This is a genomic window from Mesorhizobium sp. M0060 (genome assembly GCF_040323155.1).
Lineage (GTDB): Bacteria > Pseudomonadota > Alphaproteobacteria > Rhizobiales > Rhizobiaceae > Mesorhizobium.
Genome location: NZ_JAMYUP010000010.1, coordinates 83,585 through 98,703 on the forward strand (window position 1 = coordinate 83,585; position 15,119 = coordinate 98,703).

15 protein-coding genes and 1 tRNA gene are annotated in these 15,119 nt (G+C 59.7%); 10 read left to right on the forward strand and 6 right to left on the reverse strand.

Going from position 1 to position 15,119, the window contains the following annotated elements:
• Positions 1-22 precede the first annotated feature (22 nt).
• Positions 23-1,444 carry an MFS transporter gene (locus NKJ94_RS12580; protein WP_352525345.1) on the forward strand — a complete coding sequence of 474 codons (1,422 nt, stop codon included), beginning with the start codon at positions 23-25 and terminating at the stop codon, positions 1,442-1,444.
• Between the two features lie 180 nt (positions 1,445-1,624).
• Here NKJ94_RS12580 and NKJ94_RS12585 read toward each other — a convergent pair whose 3' ends face one another.
• Positions 1,625-2,320, reverse strand: a complete 696-nt coding sequence (locus NKJ94_RS12585; protein ID WP_352525346.1) for an RlmE family RNA methyltransferase — start codon at positions 2,318-2,320, stop codon at positions 1,625-1,627.
• Between the two features lie 37 nt (positions 2,321-2,357).
• Positions 2,358-3,791: a Ppx/GppA phosphatase family protein gene (locus tag NKJ94_RS12590; protein WP_352525347.1), complete on the reverse strand. Its 1,434-nt coding sequence runs from the start codon at positions 3,789-3,791 to the stop codon at positions 2,358-2,360.
• 308 nt (positions 3,792-4,099) lie between these two features.
• On the opposite strand from NKJ94_RS12590, the gene NKJ94_RS12595 reads away from it, so the two are divergent.
• The 4 genes from NKJ94_RS12595 to NKJ94_RS12610 all read left to right on the forward strand — a co-directional run bounded on the left by NKJ94_RS12595 (position 4,100) and on the right by NKJ94_RS12610 (position 7,451).
• Positions 4,100-5,032, forward strand: a complete 933-nt coding sequence (locus tag NKJ94_RS12595) for a putative bifunctional lysylphosphatidylglycerol flippase/synthetase (RefSeq protein WP_352525349.1) — start codon at positions 4,100-4,102, stop codon at positions 5,030-5,032.
• 148 nt (positions 5,033-5,180) lie between these two features.
• Positions 5,181-5,254 (forward strand) — tRNA-Gln (locus tag NKJ94_RS12600).
• A gap of 1,290 nt (positions 5,255-6,544) precedes the next feature.
• Positions 6,545-7,054 (forward strand): hypothetical protein, encoded by a 510-nt coding sequence (locus NKJ94_RS12605; RefSeq protein ID WP_352525350.1) that lies wholly within the window; start codon positions 6,545-6,547, stop codon positions 7,052-7,054.
• Positions 7,029-7,451 (forward strand): CBS domain-containing protein, encoded by a 423-nt coding sequence (locus tag NKJ94_RS12610; protein ID WP_023674444.1) that lies wholly within the window; start codon positions 7,029-7,031, stop codon positions 7,449-7,451. The genes NKJ94_RS12605 and NKJ94_RS12610 overlap by 26 nt, the downstream gene beginning before the upstream one ends.
• A gap of 155 nt (positions 7,452-7,606) precedes the next feature.
• Here the strand turns inward: NKJ94_RS12610 and NKJ94_RS12615 are convergent, their stop codons facing one another.
• A complete protein-coding gene (locus NKJ94_RS12615) occupies positions 7,607-8,032 on the reverse strand; it encodes a hypothetical protein (RefSeq protein WP_023674443.1) in 426 nt (141 codons plus the stop codon).
• A gap of 728 nt (positions 8,033-8,760) precedes the next feature.
• Complete coding sequence (locus NKJ94_RS12620) at positions 8,761-9,192, reverse strand: YybH family protein (protein ID WP_023674442.1); 432 nt, start codon at positions 9,190-9,192, stop codon at positions 8,761-8,763.
• A gap of 126 nt (positions 9,193-9,318) precedes the next feature.
• Between NKJ94_RS12620 and NKJ94_RS12625 the strand changes: the two genes are divergently transcribed.
• Together NKJ94_RS12625 and NKJ94_RS12630 are read left to right on the forward strand one after the other, a co-directional pair.
• Positions 9,319-9,630 carry a hypothetical protein gene (locus NKJ94_RS12625; protein WP_352525352.1) on the forward strand — a complete coding sequence of 104 codons (312 nt, stop codon included), beginning with the start codon at positions 9,319-9,321 and terminating at the stop codon, positions 9,628-9,630.
• Positions 9,631-9,783: 153 nt separating this feature from the next.
• Complete coding sequence (locus NKJ94_RS12630) at positions 9,784-10,584, forward strand: hypothetical protein (protein WP_352525354.1); 801 nt, start codon at positions 9,784-9,786, stop codon at positions 10,582-10,584.
• A gap of 71 nt (positions 10,585-10,655) precedes the next feature.
• Here the strand turns inward: NKJ94_RS12630 and NKJ94_RS12635 are convergent, their stop codons facing one another.
• On the reverse strand, positions 10,656-11,120 hold the full coding sequence (locus NKJ94_RS12635; protein WP_352525356.1) for a translation initiation factor 2: 465 nt from the start codon (positions 11,118-11,120) through the stop codon (positions 10,656-10,658).
• Between the two features lie 266 nt (positions 11,121-11,386).
• Here NKJ94_RS12635 and NKJ94_RS12640 point away from each other — a divergent pair, with 266 nt between their 5' ends.
• From NKJ94_RS12640 to NKJ94_RS12650, 3 genes are read left to right on the forward strand one after another with little or no spacing between them, the layout of a single operon-like run.
• Positions 11,387-12,034: a cysteine hydrolase family protein gene (locus tag NKJ94_RS12640; protein WP_352525357.1), complete on the forward strand. Its 648-nt coding sequence runs from the start codon at positions 11,387-11,389 to the stop codon at positions 12,032-12,034.
• The gene (locus tag NKJ94_RS12645) at positions 12,031-13,350 is read left to right on the forward strand and encodes a type I glutamate--ammonia ligase (RefSeq protein WP_352525359.1); all 1,320 of its coding nucleotides are present in this window, start codon (positions 12,031-12,033) and stop codon (positions 13,348-13,350) included. The genes NKJ94_RS12640 and NKJ94_RS12645 overlap by 4 nt, the downstream gene beginning before the upstream one ends.
• A complete protein-coding gene (locus tag NKJ94_RS12650; protein ID WP_352525361.1) occupies positions 13,350-14,129 on the forward strand; it encodes an N-formylglutamate amidohydrolase in 780 nt (259 codons plus the stop codon). The genes NKJ94_RS12645 and NKJ94_RS12650 overlap by 1 nt, the downstream gene beginning before the upstream one ends.
• A 64-nt stretch (positions 14,130-14,193) precedes the next feature.
• Here the strand turns inward: NKJ94_RS12650 and NKJ94_RS12655 are convergent, their stop codons facing one another.
• Positions 14,194-15,081 carry a hypothetical protein gene (locus NKJ94_RS12655; RefSeq protein ID WP_352525363.1) on the reverse strand — a complete coding sequence of 296 codons (888 nt, stop codon included), beginning with the start codon at positions 15,079-15,081 and terminating at the stop codon, positions 14,194-14,196.
• Positions 15,082-15,119 lie beyond the last annotated feature (38 nt).

Below are 15,119 nucleotides of genomic sequence, written 5' to 3' on the forward strand. Positions count from 1 at the left end.
ACATCTCAAGGTCGGATTCATCGTGAACCGCACCATTCCGCTTATCCTGGCGGTCGCTCTATTCATGGAAAACATGGATTCGACCGTCATTGCGACATCGTTGCCGGCGATCGCCATCGACATCCACACCAGCCCGATCGCGCTCAAGCTGGCGCTGACCGCCTATCTGGTATCGCTGGCGATCTTCATTCCGATCAGCGGCTGGATGGCCGACCGCTTCGGCGCCAAGAATGTCTTCCGTGCCGCGATCGCCGTGTTCATCGTCGGTTCGGTCGCGTGCGCCATTTCCAATTCGCTGCCGGCTTTCGTGGTCTCACGCTTCCTGCAAGGCATTGGCGGCGCCATGAGGACGCCGGTTGGGCGTCTGGTGCTGGTACGCGCGACGCCGAAAAGCGAACTCGTTTCTGCCATGTCGTGGCTGACCGTCCCGGCTCTGGTCGGCCCGCTGGTCGGCCCGCCGGTAGGCGGCTTCATCACGACCTATTTTTCCTGGCACTGGATTTTTCTGATCAACGTGCCGATCGGGCTGATCGGCATCTGGCTAGCCACGCGTTTCCTGCCGAAAACCGATCCTGCCGAGACGCCGCCGCTCGATTTCACCGGTTTCGTGCTGAGCGGGTTGGCGGCATCGGGCATCGTGTTCGGCCTGTCGGTGGTTAGCTTGCCGGCTCTGCCGCCCGCTGCCGGCTTTGTCACCGTAGCCGTCGGTCTGGCGTCGGCGGTGCTCTATCTGCTGCACGCGCGCCGCGCCAAGAATCCGCTGCTGGCGCTCGAGCTGTTTCGCAATCGGGTGTTCCGCTCGTCGGTGCTCGGCGGCGGACTGTTCCGCATCGGCATTGGTGCCGTACCTTTCCTGTTGCCGCTGATGTTCCAGATCGGTTTCGGGCTGACGCCGTTCCAGTCCGGCATGATCACCTTCGTCTCGGCAATCGGCGCCATAGGCATGAAATTCGTCACCGCGCTGATCTTCAGGGTCGCCGGCTTCCGCCGTGTGCTGATTTTAGGCTCGCTCGTCGCTGCCGCGTCCATCGCCATCAACGGCCTGTTCACACCCGACACGCCCTATGGGCTGATCCTCGCCATGCTGCTCGCCGGGGGCTTCATCCGCTCGATGTTCTTCACCGGCATCAACGCGCTTGCCTATGCCGAGATTTCGGCCGCCGACACCAGCAAGGCAACGCCGATCACCGCGGTGTTCCAGCAGCTGGCGATCGCGCTAGGCGTGGCGCTGGCCGGCGGCATCCTGGAAGTGTCGACCAATATCCATGGCGGCCCACTGACGCTGAGTGACTTCCACACCGCCTTCTTCATCGTGGCGGCGGTGTCGGCGGCGGCCTCGCTGTCGTTCATGCGGCTGGCCCCGGACGCCGGCAATGCCGTGTCGGGACATGGCCGGCTGACACCGCCGAAGACATTGGAGCCGGTGAGCCCGTCCGGGAGTTGATGCTCCTTCCCTTCTCCCCTTGTGGGAGAAGGTGGCTCGGCGCGCAGCGCCGAGCCGGATGAGGGGTGTTGGAAGAAATGAGGCGATAACAACTGCAAGCGTGTTGCCAAGCTGGAACACCCCTCATCCGACCTCGCTTCGCGAGGCCACCTTCTCCCACAAGGGGAGAAGGAAACGACGCTAACCCTTGAAATCCTTCGCCAACAAATAAAGCTCCACCGATTCATCGCGCGAGGCTGGCGGCTTGACGTGATGGACCGAGCGGAAATTCCGCTTCAGCCTGGCCAGCAATTCGTTTTCGGCGCCGCCCTGAAAAGTTTTGGCGAGGAAATGTCCGCCCGGCTTCAGTACCGACAGCGCGAAATCGGCCGCCACCTCGCACAAATGCATGGTGCGGATGTGATCGGTCCGCTTGTGGCCGGTGGTGGGTGCGGCCATGTCGGAAAGCACGATGTCCGGCGGACCGCCCAGCGCCTCGGCCAGCTTCTCGGGTGCCTGCGGATCGAGGAAATCCATCAGCAGCACCGGCGCGCCCGGCACCGCGTCCATCTCCAAATAATCGATGCCGACGACGTTCGGTTGCTGGGCTGTCGATTTGGTACGTGCGGCGGCGACCTGGCACCAGCCGCCGGGCGCCGCACCAAGGTCGATCACCTTCATGCCGGGCTTGAGCAGATGGTGCTTGTCGTCGATCTCGATCAGCTTGTAGGCTGCGCGCGAGCGATAGCCGTCGGCCTTCGAGCGCTGGACATAGGGATCGTTGATGTGGCGCTGCAGCCAGCGGCGCGACGATTCCTTCAAGCCGCTTTTCTTCTTGATCTTTGTCTTCAGCACGCGAATGCCGGCCGAACTCGGTCTTTCCGGTTTCTTGGTCATTGCTTGATTGCTTGTTTGAGCATGCCACTTTTCGGGATCATGCCCTGCCTCGCCCGTTGTTGCGCCAGACGCCGTCATCGGCCATCAACTCGCTCAATATGCCCTCGCGCAGGCCACGGTCGGCGACACGCAGTCGTTCGGACGGCCAGACGGCGCGGATCGCCTCCAATATGGCGCAGCCGGCCAGAACCAGGTCGGCGCGGTCTGCGCCGATGCAGGGATTGGCGACGCGCTGCTGGAAATCCCAGCCGACCAGCTTTTCGACCATGCGGTCGACACTGTCGCGGTCCATCCACAGCCCATCGACGCGGCGGCGGTCGTAGCGTTCAAGATCGAGATGGACGCCGGCAAGCGTCGTCACCGTGCCCGAGGTGCCGAGCAAATGGAATTTCGGGCTGGACAGGAGATGGCTCAGCCGGTCGCGCCCGTCGAAGGCGCGCAACCGTATTGCGACATCCTCGACCATGGCGCCAAAGATCTCGCGTGTCACGGTGCGGCCGCCAAAACGCTCAGCCAGCGAGACGACGCCGACCGGCAGCGAGGTCCACGAGACGATGTGGTTGGCAAGTCTCGGCGAGCGGTGACCGGTTAGGTCGATCAGCGCGATCTCCGAAGAGCCGCCGCCGATGTCGAACAGCACGACGCCTTGCGTGTCGCGCTCGACCAGCGAGCCGCAGCCCGACACCGCCAGCCGCGCCTCGGTCTGGCGGTCGATGATCTCGAGCTTCAGGCCGGCCTCGCGCTCGACGCGCTCGAGGAACTCGACGCCGTTGGCGGCCGTGCGGCAGGCCTCGGTGGCGATCAGCCTGGCCTTCCTGACCTTGCGGTTGCGCAATTTGTCACCGCAGATCTTCAGCGCCTCGACCGCGCGGTCCATTGCAGCCTCGCCGAGCCGACCATTGGCGGTAAGGCCCTCGCCCAGCCTGACGATGCGCGAGAACGCATCGATGACGCGGAACTGGCCATGACGCGTCGGCACCGCGACCAGCAGACGGCAATTGTTGGTGCCGAGATCGAGCGCGGCAAACACCGGCAATTCCTGCAGCGGTGGCGGCGTGCGGGCACCTTGCTCCGGCCTTGGCGAGGCTGGAGGCAATTGCGCGATTGAAGAGGGGGCGGCGAGCGAGGCCGCTGGCTGGGGCCGGCGCGCGGCCGGGGCATCATTGGCGGCGGGCACCGAAGTGCCGGCCGCCAGCGGACGAGCCTCGTCGCGTGCGAAAACCTTGCGCCCGCGCCGGCGCTTGCGCCGCTTCTTGGGTTTGCCGTTCTGATGCGGGCCTTTTTGGTCCTGGCCCTTTTGGTGCTGGCCCTTCTGGTCCTGGGTTGTGTCGCCAGCCTGTCCATTGCCGGACCGGGGCTGCACCTGACGGCCGTAGCGTCCGGTGGATGGGCTTGCCTGGCCGGACGGCGTCGGCGAACCCCTGGACACGCCCACTTCCGGCGCGCCAGCGCCGGCTTCGTGGTCTTCCACTGTCGTTCCTTCCGGCGCCGCGCGAACCGAGACCGGACGCAGCAGGCGCTTTTACATGTTCAAGTTGCGGCCAGACTATCAGCGCCGGGCCGGATCACCAAGAGTGCTCGCGGCGAATTTTGCCGGCGGCATTGTCTCGCCCCCGCGCTCGGCCCGATGATGGCGAGCCTTCCGGCGCCTTCCCGGTTGAATAGCCGGCTTCAATGAGGCATTTCTGAAATGGAGGGGTGAACCCTTCGGGATCGCGGGCGGTTTTCCTGCTGCGAACCGGAAAACGGGTACGGGCTGCAACGCATGATCGTCAGGCAATGAACTGGAGCCGCTATTTCTGGCCCGTCATCGGCATCGCCGCGGTGGTGTTCTCGCTGTGGCTGTTGCTGCACGAATTGCGCGGCATCTCGCTCGACGACGTCTGGGACGGCATCGTCGCCATCCCGGCGCGCGGCTGGGTGCTCGCGGGGCTGAGCTCGGTCATCGCCTATGCCTCGCTCGCCGGCTACGACCACATCGCGCTTCTGCACATCGGCAAGAAAGTCTCGTGGCTATTCGTCACCTTCTGCTCGTTCACCACCTATGCACTGTCGCACAATATCGGCGGCTCGGTGTTTTCCGGCGCGGTGATCCGCTACCGCGCCTACGGCACCAGGGGCCTGACCGGCCAGGATGTCGGCATTCTGGTGGCGATCTGCTGGATCACCTTCGTGCTGTCGACGCTGTTCGTCTCGGGCATCGTGCTGCTGCTCGAGCCCGAGGTGATCGACCGGTTTTCCGGCATACCGCATCATCGGCTATCGCAAGCAGCAGGGTTCGCCATGCTGCTCGTGGTGGCGGCCTATGTCTTCGGCAGCTGGCTGCATCTGAGACCGCTCAGGATCGGCAGCTTCCAGCTGCACTATCCGGCGCTGCCGATCGTCGCGCGGCAATTGCTGGTCGGCCCGATCGAGCTCCTGGCGGCGGCGGCGATCATCTTCTTCGCCCTGCCCGCCGCCGGCAATCCCGGATATTTCGTCGTGCTCGGCGTCTTCCTGGTGTCATTCTCGATCGCGCAGATCTCGCATGCGCCGGGCGGGCTGGGCGTGTTCGAAGTGGTTTTTCTCGCCGGCTTGTCGCATATGGATCAGGTCGGCGTACTGGCAGCGCTCCTGGTGTTCCGGCTGTTCTACCTGATCATCCCGCTGCTGATCGCGCTCGGCGTCGTGCTGTTCTTCGAGCACTCACAATACAGCCGCAGCGAGAATTGATACGCGAAAGGCGTGGCGACTGAACGCCGCGATTAAAACGCGGCGATTGAAAGGCCGGGCAGGCTTGACTATTTTCCGGCGGCGGCTACAAGGCACGCGCGGCGACATTGTCGCCATGCCCGCGCGGTTTGTCATCAAACGCGCCTGCTGGGGAATAGGTTAACGGTAGACCCACGGACTCTGACTCCGTTAGTCCTGGTTCGAATCCAGGTTCCCCAGCCACTTTCCTTTTAGTAAATAAAATCAGTCAATCAACGAATTACGTGCATTTTCGATTTCGGCGGTCCGCACTCCGGTTAAGGGGGCGGAGGTCTATGCGCATCCCCTAGCACCGGACCTACAGGGCTTGCCTCGAGAATGCATCAGCAAGAGTAAATTGCTTTTTTGTTTTAGGGGTCGCTGAAAAATCACGGAACTGATCTCGATAAGTTTGCACGTAATTTTTTGGAGGCATAAGGGCCTTTAAATGTTCCGACGGAGCAAATGTAATAGTTTTCTGTCCTGGGTGTTTATATTTCACGTAATTTATAATTTGCTCACTCAGCAAATCTGAGAAGAATAGAGCGTCGTCGACGTATTGAATAATGTTGTAAGATTCTGACAATATCATCTGGTGAAAATAAAGAACTGCGTGTGCGTTAAGTCCATCTATATTCTTCACAGAGTGTCTGTCTATCAAGTAGTTGCGCGAAGAAATTCTATTATTCAAATCGTCGAGAGTAAATTCCGTCTTATGAATAATTGAAAGAAGCATGGGTATATCGTTCACGACGTCACTAAATTGCTCATAAACCCGGAAATTTCATCACTCCTATTCGTGGGAACCCCACGAAAAACGTTCTGAGCGTCTCTGAAATATCGACAATTTCCTGTGGATGTCGAAATTCATTGATTGCGGGTCTAACTTTGTCGCAATCGGACTGCAGGTTACCTATCATCTGGAATTTCATATTAAGCAAGTTTTCTAGGTTCGAAGCGCACGAATAAACGACCTGCTTCAGATTCGAGATGCTAAGTTGTATATGCGACTCTTGATCCTTTTTTGAGTCATACTGAATCTGTTTTCTACTGAGATAGATAGATACCGCGAAACCTGCCATGACCCCGATGAGGGTGGAGACAGTATCCGATAGGAATTGCACCCAGGCGCTGCCAAATGCAGCTAGGATTGCGCTACATACTGCTGTCAATTCCGCCCCCCTTCACTTTGTAGCGCTCGCCTAGATGACCTGCCGATGGATTGTTATCGCTGACCAACGATACGAGCGCCTAAACCTCGCATTTTTTGTTTGTTGTAGATAGCCGGCCTGCGATGTGATCCCACACTTCGTTAACCGCACTCGGGAATTACGGTGGCAGTGCACTTTTTACATGTTGCTCCCCCCGCATGGTGCACCTTGCCCGCGTTCCCGGTCTGCCGCATCCCCAGCACCACGGGCGAGCCAAAGTGTTTTCACGTCCGAAAACTATGTGTTCCACAAGAACTGCTCATCGAGTATTGACGCGTCGCCAATGTCGATGCACCCGTGGGCCGAGAGCATCGCCGGACAAATCGGCAAAGCCGCGAAACCCGGAAACGAGCCAGGCGGCGAAAAGAAAATAGTGCACCGGAATTACGGTGACGGTGCACTTTTTACCATGTTCGCCCCGCCGCATCGTGTAACCTTGCCCGCGTTCCCGGTCTGCCGCAGCACCGTACAGGCGAGCCAAAGTGTTTTCACGTCCGAAGACTATGCGTTCCACAAGGACCGCTCATCGAATATTGCCGCGTCGCCGATGTTGCGGTTATCGATGCTGGGGGATGCGGCAGACCGGGAACGCGGGCAAGGTGCACCATGCGGCGGGAGCGACATGGGTAAAAAGTGCACTGTCACCGTAATTCCGCATGACAACCACCGCAAAATGCGGGTCTGGATGATGACCTCTGGCAGCCAAACCCCGTCCGCGTTAGAATGGGACAGGGGGACATTCACCAACCCAGCAAGGGAGGTCCGCCATGAAAGTCAAAGACGCAATGCATAAGGGTGTCGACTGGGTCAGCCCCGAAACCGCTGTCACCGAACTGGCGAAAATGATGCGAGCCCAGGATATCGGGTCGATTCCCATTGGAGAGAACGACCGACTGATCGGAATGGTGACCGACCGCGATATTGTCTGCAACGGACTGGCAGAAGATGGTTTCGACGGCCGCATCGCAACGGCGCGCGATGTTATGACGGCCGGCATTCACTGCTGCCGCGAAGACGACGATCTGGCCAAGGCCGTACGGCACATGGAAGAACTGAAAATCCGCAGGTTGCCGGTGATCAACAAGAATATGCGGATGGTCGGCATCCTTAGCGTCGGCGACGTCAGTCAGTCGGCACCGAGGGAACTGGTGTCCGAATACGTCAAGAGCGTTTCCGCCCACCACCACTGAAGGGCGGCTCGCCCGTGCGCTAAGGCCTCAGTCTGCCGCCGCGCTGGCCACAGCGCGCCGGCAGAAATGTCCGGTCATCGAGGCCGTGGCGCACCGGAAAAGCCCGCCGGCCGAAGCCGGCTGGAGCGTCTGCAGTCGCCAGAGTGTGGGTAACTTTATGCAGCCTTCAGGTTAATCACCCGCATCACTGCGACCGCTGTTCCGTTGTTCGTAGCAGCCTCCTTCGTGCTACCCTTGCCGCAGCTCCATACGTCACCCTCCTTGGCCGTGAACTGCATGTCTCCGGCCGTGACCTGCAGCTCGCCTTCAGTGACCGTGCAGACCATATCGTCGGCCATGACATCCCCGAGCGGGCTAGTTGCCTTTGGCTGGTAGACGACGTCTTCCATGGCAATTTTCTTGTACCCCTTGATATGGGAGTCTCGTGTTCCCAGTTCGACGAGCCGAACGCCGGGAAAAATCTCTTTGCCATCAGTCGGACCGTAGGTCTTGGCCGCTACCGGAATGGGCTTTGCGACCAATAGCGGGGCCGCCAACGAGGTGGCACCAAGGGCGAGAGCATTACGTCGATTCATCTTCATAACATCCTCCCTGAGTTAGTTCGCCCGACCGGGCGAACCTGATATTTTACGCGCCCGTTCAGCCAAATAGTCAAAACACAATTGGGCAAGCCAACGCCTGGCCTGCGCGCGTTCTGGCGTGCCGCTGTCCTACACCGCCGAAGTGCTTCGCGCGTCTTGGCGGCTCGCTGCGGCTGGCTGCGCATGGCCTGCCTACCACACCTCTTGACTGTCCGAGCGGGTTTATACTTTTTGCTGCGTGCCTTGAGAAAAGCGGTGCCGGGCACCTTGGTCAGCCGCGTGATAACCGACGAATGGGTGAGCCCTCACGTCGAAGAGAAAGAAGAAACAGCACCAGCTCTTGCTGGCCGCGCTGCCTAAAGCGAAACCGAAAATGACCTAGATTGTTGATGCGACGCGGGAAATTGGCCGCTAAGGATGAATTACGGTGACAGTGCACTTTTACCATGTCGCCTCCGCCGCATTGTGCACCTTGCCCGCGTTCCCGGTCTGCCGCATCCCCCGGCACCGTACGAGCGAGCCGAAGTGTTTTCACGTCCGGAGACTGTAAGTTCCAGAAGAAATGCTCATCGAGCATGGCCGCTGGCCGATGTCGGGGTTTTCGATGTACCTGTGGGCCGAGAGTATCGCCGAACAAATCGGCAAAGCCGTGAGAACCCGGAAAACGAGGCACGCGGCGAAAAGAATTAATGCACTGTCACCGTAATTCCCAGTAATTCCCAACCCTTCTACTCACCGACAATGGACGTCGGCGGGCGTGCCGAGGTTATCGGATCGGCATGACGAAGGACGATCCTCCACGCGCCTTCCTCGCGCCGGAATATGGTGGTGACTCGAAGCGCAATCGGCACCAGTTTGTTGCCACCACCGACCTTGGATTGGAACCGCTCGACCTCGATGATGTATCCCAAGTCGGCTGTCGCATACTCCGAGATGCGCTCAAAGCCGATGGCCTTGCCGTGCCGGTAATTGGTGGCGGCCCGTTCCATGGTCTCAGCGGCCTTTCTCCATCCCTTCGCCGGCGGGCCAAAGGGATTGGCAATAATGACGTCGTCCTGTCGCGAGTAGAGGTTTTTCAAGGGCTCAGGATCGCCCTTTACGAAGGCATCGAGAGCCAGATGATCCTGCTCGATAAATTTCGTCAGGTCGGAGGCTAACATCTTAACATCGCCACATGACTAAAAAGAGAGCTCTATCAAGCGCTTCATCCGCCCTTCGCCTTGCCGTAGGCGTTCGGGCTGGTGTCCGGACTATAGATCAGAATTACGGTGAGTGCACTTTTTACCATGTTCGCCCCCGCCGCATGGTGCACCTTGCCGGCGTTCCCGGTCTGCCGCATCCCCAGCACCGTACGGGTGAGCCAAAGTGTTTTCACGTCCGAAGACTATGTGTTCCACAAGAACTGCTCATCGAGTATTGCCGCGTCGCCGATGTCGCGGTTATCGATACACCCGTGGGCGGAGCATCGCCAGGCAAATTGGCAAAGCCGTGAAAACCCGGAAAACGAGGCAGGCGGCGAAAAGAAAATAGTGCACTGTCACCGCAATTCGAAGGAAGAGACTGCGCGCGACGCCGCCGGCCGCTGGTCTTCCCGGTAAGGATCGCGCTGAATGAGACGTCGATTCGCGTCGAAGGCAACGACGTACTTCTAACGGCTGGAATGTCGGTAACGGCCGAGGTCAAGACGGGGAATCGCCGCGTAATCGAGTTCCTTCTCGATCCGTTGATGGAGATGACGGATGAGGCGTTTCATGAGCGATGAGATCGAATGCAAAGCACAACATATAAAATTTAAAACGGATGGAAGTATGGCTAAACCTGCATCGAAGAACTTTTGGAAAATACTTTTTATAATAAGTTGCGGCTCTTTGATGGTGATTGTGAAAGGGTACTGCGCTAGTAGCGGCGACAATAATGTTAAAAATTTCGCACTTCATTACCTATCAGGTTTAGATCAAGGAATGGAGATCTTTGTATGGCCATCGTATCTGAGACCGTACGAGATTGTCGATGGCAATTCTGAAATAGCTGAATCTATAAGCAGGTACAATGTCGACCATAGAAGTATCCTCCAGATGTTTGAGGCGCCCGTAGTGGCGCAAATTTCGGTCATTTCAATAAATTATGATACATTTTCGAGGGATGCTGAAAAATTATTGAAAAATTCGAAGTTGCTGCAGGCGTACAAATCGTATGCCTCTAAGGCCAGCCTCAACAGCGACGGCTGCACCGCATATAAGTTTATTGACCGAAATACGTGGGTGTCTGTCGGTTTGATTTTTGTCGACAGAACCAAGTTCGGAATTGGCAACAAGACCTACACAGATTCTTGCTTACACGGCGCTCTTGACTATGTAAACGGATTCCCAGTCAAGGGAAATTATTTCGAATATATTTCGCTTCCACTTGAGCCAGTCAGAAGAATTATATTGGAGAAACTTTATTACTGTTCGTCTATCGATGACAACAAATCGCGCCTGGAAGAGACAACAAAAGACGGCATCACTCCGTTGCCGTCGATCGAATGCATCACGGCAAAGCTCAAACAGTAGCTATAGACTGTGTGAAATCGCAACGGTGGGGAGGGTGTTTTGACGGACTACAGCGTTGCTGCAGGAGCAGACTACACCCCCGCGTGCGAGCTGTTGTTCTTTGCCGGAGGTGCAGGCGGAGGAACAACCGCCTTAGTGCTTTCGCCAGGCGCGTCGACTGGAACCAGGGTTATAAGTGCGGGATTCGGAGAATGGTCGAGCGTCGCACCCGTCACCGCATCCACGCCTACTCCTATCACTCCGCCGAGCAGTATATTGCCGGCGAGACCTGCAGCACCCTTCCCGCTCATGGTCGTGCCGATATAAATACTGCCCGGCTTATAACCTTCCTTCTCGGCAAAAGCGGTGAACTCCTCCTTCCGACTTACTTCGACCGTGCAAGGTGAAGCCGGGCATGAATGACCGAGTGAAGTTCTTATCGCAGCGTCCGGCGGGACGGAATTGATAGCGATTTTATCGGTTGTGCCACGCACCACCGACGCGCAGCCCGACATAGCGACTGTTGCCGCCAAGGCAGCACAAAGATAGATTTTCATTTGAAAGTCCCCCCAGTTGCACTAGTGGCGCAACGGCGAGGCGCGCGCAAGCGAGTTCACGGAAGGGCGACAGTAGACCTGGAAGGCGCGGCGTCATTTACAAAAAAGGCATTTCTCTCTTGTCCACAGCAAAGAAACGATTACTGCGCTCCAGATTCTGCGCAATATCGATGCCGTGATCTCGCGGTGCGGAGGACAACGACGCAGGCAAAATGTCCGGAACCCCAATCGGCCTCACCCAAATCACCAACACAGGACCCCCAAGCATGACGCCAGCGTTGCCAAAACGAAACGAGCCGTTCCGGGCCGGCGAAACCGCGCTGCTGCTGGTCGACATGCAACGGGTCTGGCTGGAGCCCGGCGCCGATCCGGCGCATCCGGAGCGCGGCCCCGACCACTATTTCTACCGGCAGACGGCATCGCAAACGATCCCCAGCCAACAGCGCCTGCTGGCGGCGGCGCGGGCCAACGGCGTCGAGGTGATCCACACGATCATCCAGAGCCTGACCGAGGACGGCCGCGACCGCTCGCTCGACCACAAGCTGACGCCGATCCATATCGCGCCGAGCCGGCCGGAAGGCCTGCCGGTGCCATCGCTGGCGCCGGTCGGCGACGAGATCATGCTGCCGAAGACGTCGTCGGGCGTCTTCAACTCGACCAACATCGACTATGTCTTGAAGAACCTCGGCGTGCGCTACCTGATCGTCGCTGGCATCATGACCGACCAGTGCGTCGACATGGCGGTGCGCGATGCCGCTGATCGCGGCTATCTCGTCACCTGCGTATCGGATGCCTGCGCCGCCGCCTCGCAGGAGCGCCATGATGGCGCGCTCGAGGCCTTCGGCGGCTATTGCTGGGTCGCAGATACCGCCATCGTTACTGCCCGTTTCGAAGCCTTGGGAAAAGCTGCATGACATCGACCGTCGAACCGCTCGTTGCCGTCGTCACCACCGATCTTTCGGCGATCACGCGCGGCCGCTCGGTCGTCGAAAGCAGGCTGCAGAAGATCGCGGCGACCGGCGTCGGCTGGCTGCAGGCCAACCTGTCGCTGACGCCGTTCAACTCGATCGTCGACCCCAATCCGTGGGGTTCGTCCGGCGACGTGCGGCTCATTCCCGATCTCAACGCGCGGTTTCGCACGGCGCTGACCGGATCGGCGACGCCGTTCGACATGGTCGCCGGCAACATTGTCGAACTCGACGGCAGCCCGTGGGTCGGCTGCACGCGGACCATGCTCAGGGGTGCGCTGGCGGAACTGAAGGCAGCAGCCGGGCTTTCCGTTATCGCCGCCTTCGAGCATGAATTCCATATCGAGGCCGACTTCGCACCGGCTCATTCGATGTCGTTCGCCGCACTGCGTCGCGCCGACCCGTTTGCCGCCAATCTGATGGCGGCGCTGGAGGAAGCCGGCGTCGCGCCCGAAGTGGTGATCGCCGAATTCGGCACCGACCAATTCGAGGTGACGTGCGAGCCAGCCGATGCACTTGCCGCGGCCGATCGGGCCGTCGCCATCCGCGAGATCACGCGCGAAGTGGCGCGCACTGCCGGCTGGCGGGCGAGTTTCGCGCCCAAAACCGCTCCCGATGCCGTCGGCAACGGCGTCCACATCCATTTCAGTTTCGTCGACGAGGCCGGCAAACCGGCGACCTACGATCCGGCACAGCCGGGCGGTCTTTCCAGCCAGGCCGCTTCGTTCTGTGCCGGCGTGCTACGCCACTTGCCCGCGATTACTGCCATGACGGCGGCGAGTGTGTCGTCCTACTATCGGCTGAAGCCGCATAGCTGGAGCTCGTCCTATACCTGGCTTGCCGATCGCGACCGCGAGGCCAGCCTGCGCATCTGCCCGACCGTGACGATCGGCGGGCGCGATCCGGCGCGACAATACAACATCGAATACCGGGCCGCCGACGCCACCGGCAATCCCTACCTGTCGCTGGCGGCCATCGTGCGCGCCGGGATGGAGGGCCTGAAGGCCAAGCTGCCGGCGCCGCCGCTGGTCACCGGCGACCCGACGCAGATGAGCGCCGCCGAACGCAACAAGCTTGGCCTCGTGCGGCTGCCGGAAACGCTGCCGGCGGCACTCGACGCACTCCTCGCCGACAAGACCGTCACCGGATGGTTCGCACCGGTCTTCGTCGAGACCTTTGTCGGCCTCAAGCGGCACGAGATCGAGCGCCTCGCCGGCCTGGATCCAGTGGCTGTCTGCGACCTCTACCGGACGCTCTATTGATGGCTGCACAGGTTGCCAGCGCCATTCAGCCTAAAGGTTGGCCTCCGGTGGTCGAAGCGATCAACGAAACGGGTCGTTCCGATATCGTTCTGATATGCGAGCACGCGTCCAATCACATACCGGCCAAGTATGGGCGACTCGGCCTCGACAGCAGCCATTCGCATCGCCATATCGCCTGGGACATCGGCGCCGCCGAAGTGACCCGCACTCTGTCGAAGCTGCTCGATGCTCCGGCTTTCCTCAGCTCCTATTCGCGGCTTTTGATCGATCTCAACCGGCCGCTTGGTTCCAGCGGCAGCATTCCGGTGCTGTCGGAGGACACTGACATCCCCGGCAATATCGACCTTGATGCGGCGGAGCGGAGCCGGCGCGCCGAGATCATGTTCGCACCGTTTCATGACCGCGTGGCCGCTCATCTCGACGACCGGGCGAAGAAGGGCAGACCGACGCGGATCGCGACGATCCATTCCTTCACGCCGGTCTTCCTCGGTGTTAGCAGGTCCTGGCACGCCGGCGTGCTTTACGATCGGGCAATCGATTTCGGCCAGGCCGTGCTTGCCGGCCTGAGCACCGACCGTGCGCTCAATGTCGCGGCGAACGAGCCTTATGTGATCAGCCGCGATGGCGACTACGCCATACCGATCCATGGCGACGATCGCGGCATTCCCGCCATCCTCATCGAGATCAGGCAGGACCTGTTGGCGAGCCGCACCGGCATCGAGGAATGGGCGAAGCGTCTGGCCGCAGCGTTGCCGGCGCAGCAGACAAAGGCTTCGTGAACAAGCTCGGCTACGTGAGCGCAACGCGAGAGCCCAGCCGTCGGTGAAAAGCCTCCACCCGACCTCAGGAAAAGATTTGCGACAGTTCTTCGACGCTGGTGCCTTCCTTGACCTGCCGCAGCTCGACATAGCTAACAGCCGTGGCCACCGACAGCACCATCGACAGTACGGTCGACACCAAGGCTGCCGCCACATCTGCAATGATCCCGCCAAACATGATGATGACCGCCAGCATTACCCACTGGATGACCATCGCGATGACTATCAGGATCAAGAACAGGCCAAATAGCGGCCAGCGGTTGCCCTTGGTCAGGACACGGCTGCGCGACATCGAACCGAACACGCCAAGCCGCTCCTGGATCAGAACCGGCACCGCCACGCACCATCCGAGCCATAAGATGATGCCGGGAACCAGCAAAGCTATCGACGCCAAGCCCGCACCCAGGGCGACGAGGAGGCCAATACCAAGGGTCGTCAGCAAATTGCGGATGGCTATCTGAATGCAGTCGCCAAAGGTCGGCCGCTTGCCGTTCAAGTCCTCGATCGTCGCCCGGACCAGCGCCGACTGGAGCAGCAGCGCGAAAACGAACGATAGCAATCCCGCAATAATCGTAATCCATGAATTCCGAAACATCATCGAGGGATCGGCCGCGGCGCCGGGGTCGCCCTGCAGAACCGCATCTATTTGCGGTTGGCTCCACAGCCGAAGAACAATCGCCGGCAAGCCTGAAAACAGCAGCGCGAGCCCAAGGCACAAGCCGATGTTGCGGCCGATCACGGCGAAGCTGTTGTTGAACACCCTGCCGATCTCGAATTTCTCAGGCCGTTCCAGTGTCGTTGAAGCCATGATTTCCCCCCCGTGTTTCGCCGTAGCAGTATCACGGCGCCCTAATAGTAGTTCTGCCAAGATTAACGGTGGGCGTCCAGCCCACTTGCAATTCTTGTGCTGCATTGTCAGTGTCGGCTGGGAACCACAGGTTGCAGGGGAGC

Bases quoted from the DNA above. Each gene is read 5' to 3' on its own strand.
- NKJ94_RS12585 (WP_352525346.1), bottom strand. From the start codon at position 2,320: ATGACCAAGAAACCGGAAAGACCGAGTTCGGCCGGCATTCGCGTGCTG.
- NKJ94_RS12595 (WP_352525349.1), top strand. From the start codon at position 4,100: ATGAACTGGAGCCGCTATTTCTGGCCCGTCATCGGCATCGCCGCGGTG.
- NKJ94_RS12605 (WP_352525350.1), top strand. From the start codon at position 6,545: ATGTCGATGCACCCGTGGGCCGAGAGCATCGCCGGACAAATCGGCAAA.
- NKJ94_RS12610 (WP_023674444.1), top strand. From the start codon at position 7,029: ATGAAAGTCAAAGACGCAATGCATAAGGGTGTCGACTGGGTCAGCCCC.
- NKJ94_RS12615 (WP_023674443.1), bottom strand. From the start codon at position 8,032: ATGAAGATGAATCGACGTAATGCTCTCGCCCTTGGTGCCACCTCGTTG.
- NKJ94_RS12620 (WP_023674442.1), bottom strand. From the start codon at position 9,192: ATGTTAGCCTCCGACCTGACGAAATTTATCGAGCAGGATCATCTGGCT.
- NKJ94_RS12625 (WP_352525352.1), top strand. From the start codon at position 9,319: ATGTTCGCCCCCGCCGCATGGTGCACCTTGCCGGCGTTCCCGGTCTGC.
- NKJ94_RS12630 (WP_352525354.1), top strand. From the start codon at position 9,784: ATGAGCGATGAGATCGAATGCAAAGCACAACATATAAAATTTAAAACG.
- NKJ94_RS12635 (WP_352525356.1), bottom strand. From the start codon at position 11,120: ATGAAAATCTATCTTTGTGCTGCCTTGGCGGCAACAGTCGCTATGTCG.
- NKJ94_RS12640 (WP_352525357.1), top strand. From the start codon at position 11,387: ATGACGCCAGCGTTGCCAAAACGAAACGAGCCGTTCCGGGCCGGCGAA.
- NKJ94_RS12645 (WP_352525359.1), top strand. From the start codon at position 12,031: ATGACATCGACCGTCGAACCGCTCGTTGCCGTCGTCACCACCGATCTT.
- NKJ94_RS12650 (WP_352525361.1), top strand. From the start codon at position 13,350: ATGGCTGCACAGGTTGCCAGCGCCATTCAGCCTAAAGGTTGGCCTCCG.
- NKJ94_RS12655 (WP_352525363.1), bottom strand. From the start codon at position 15,081: ATGCAGCACAAGAATTGCAAGTGGGCTGGACGCCCACCGTTAATCTTG.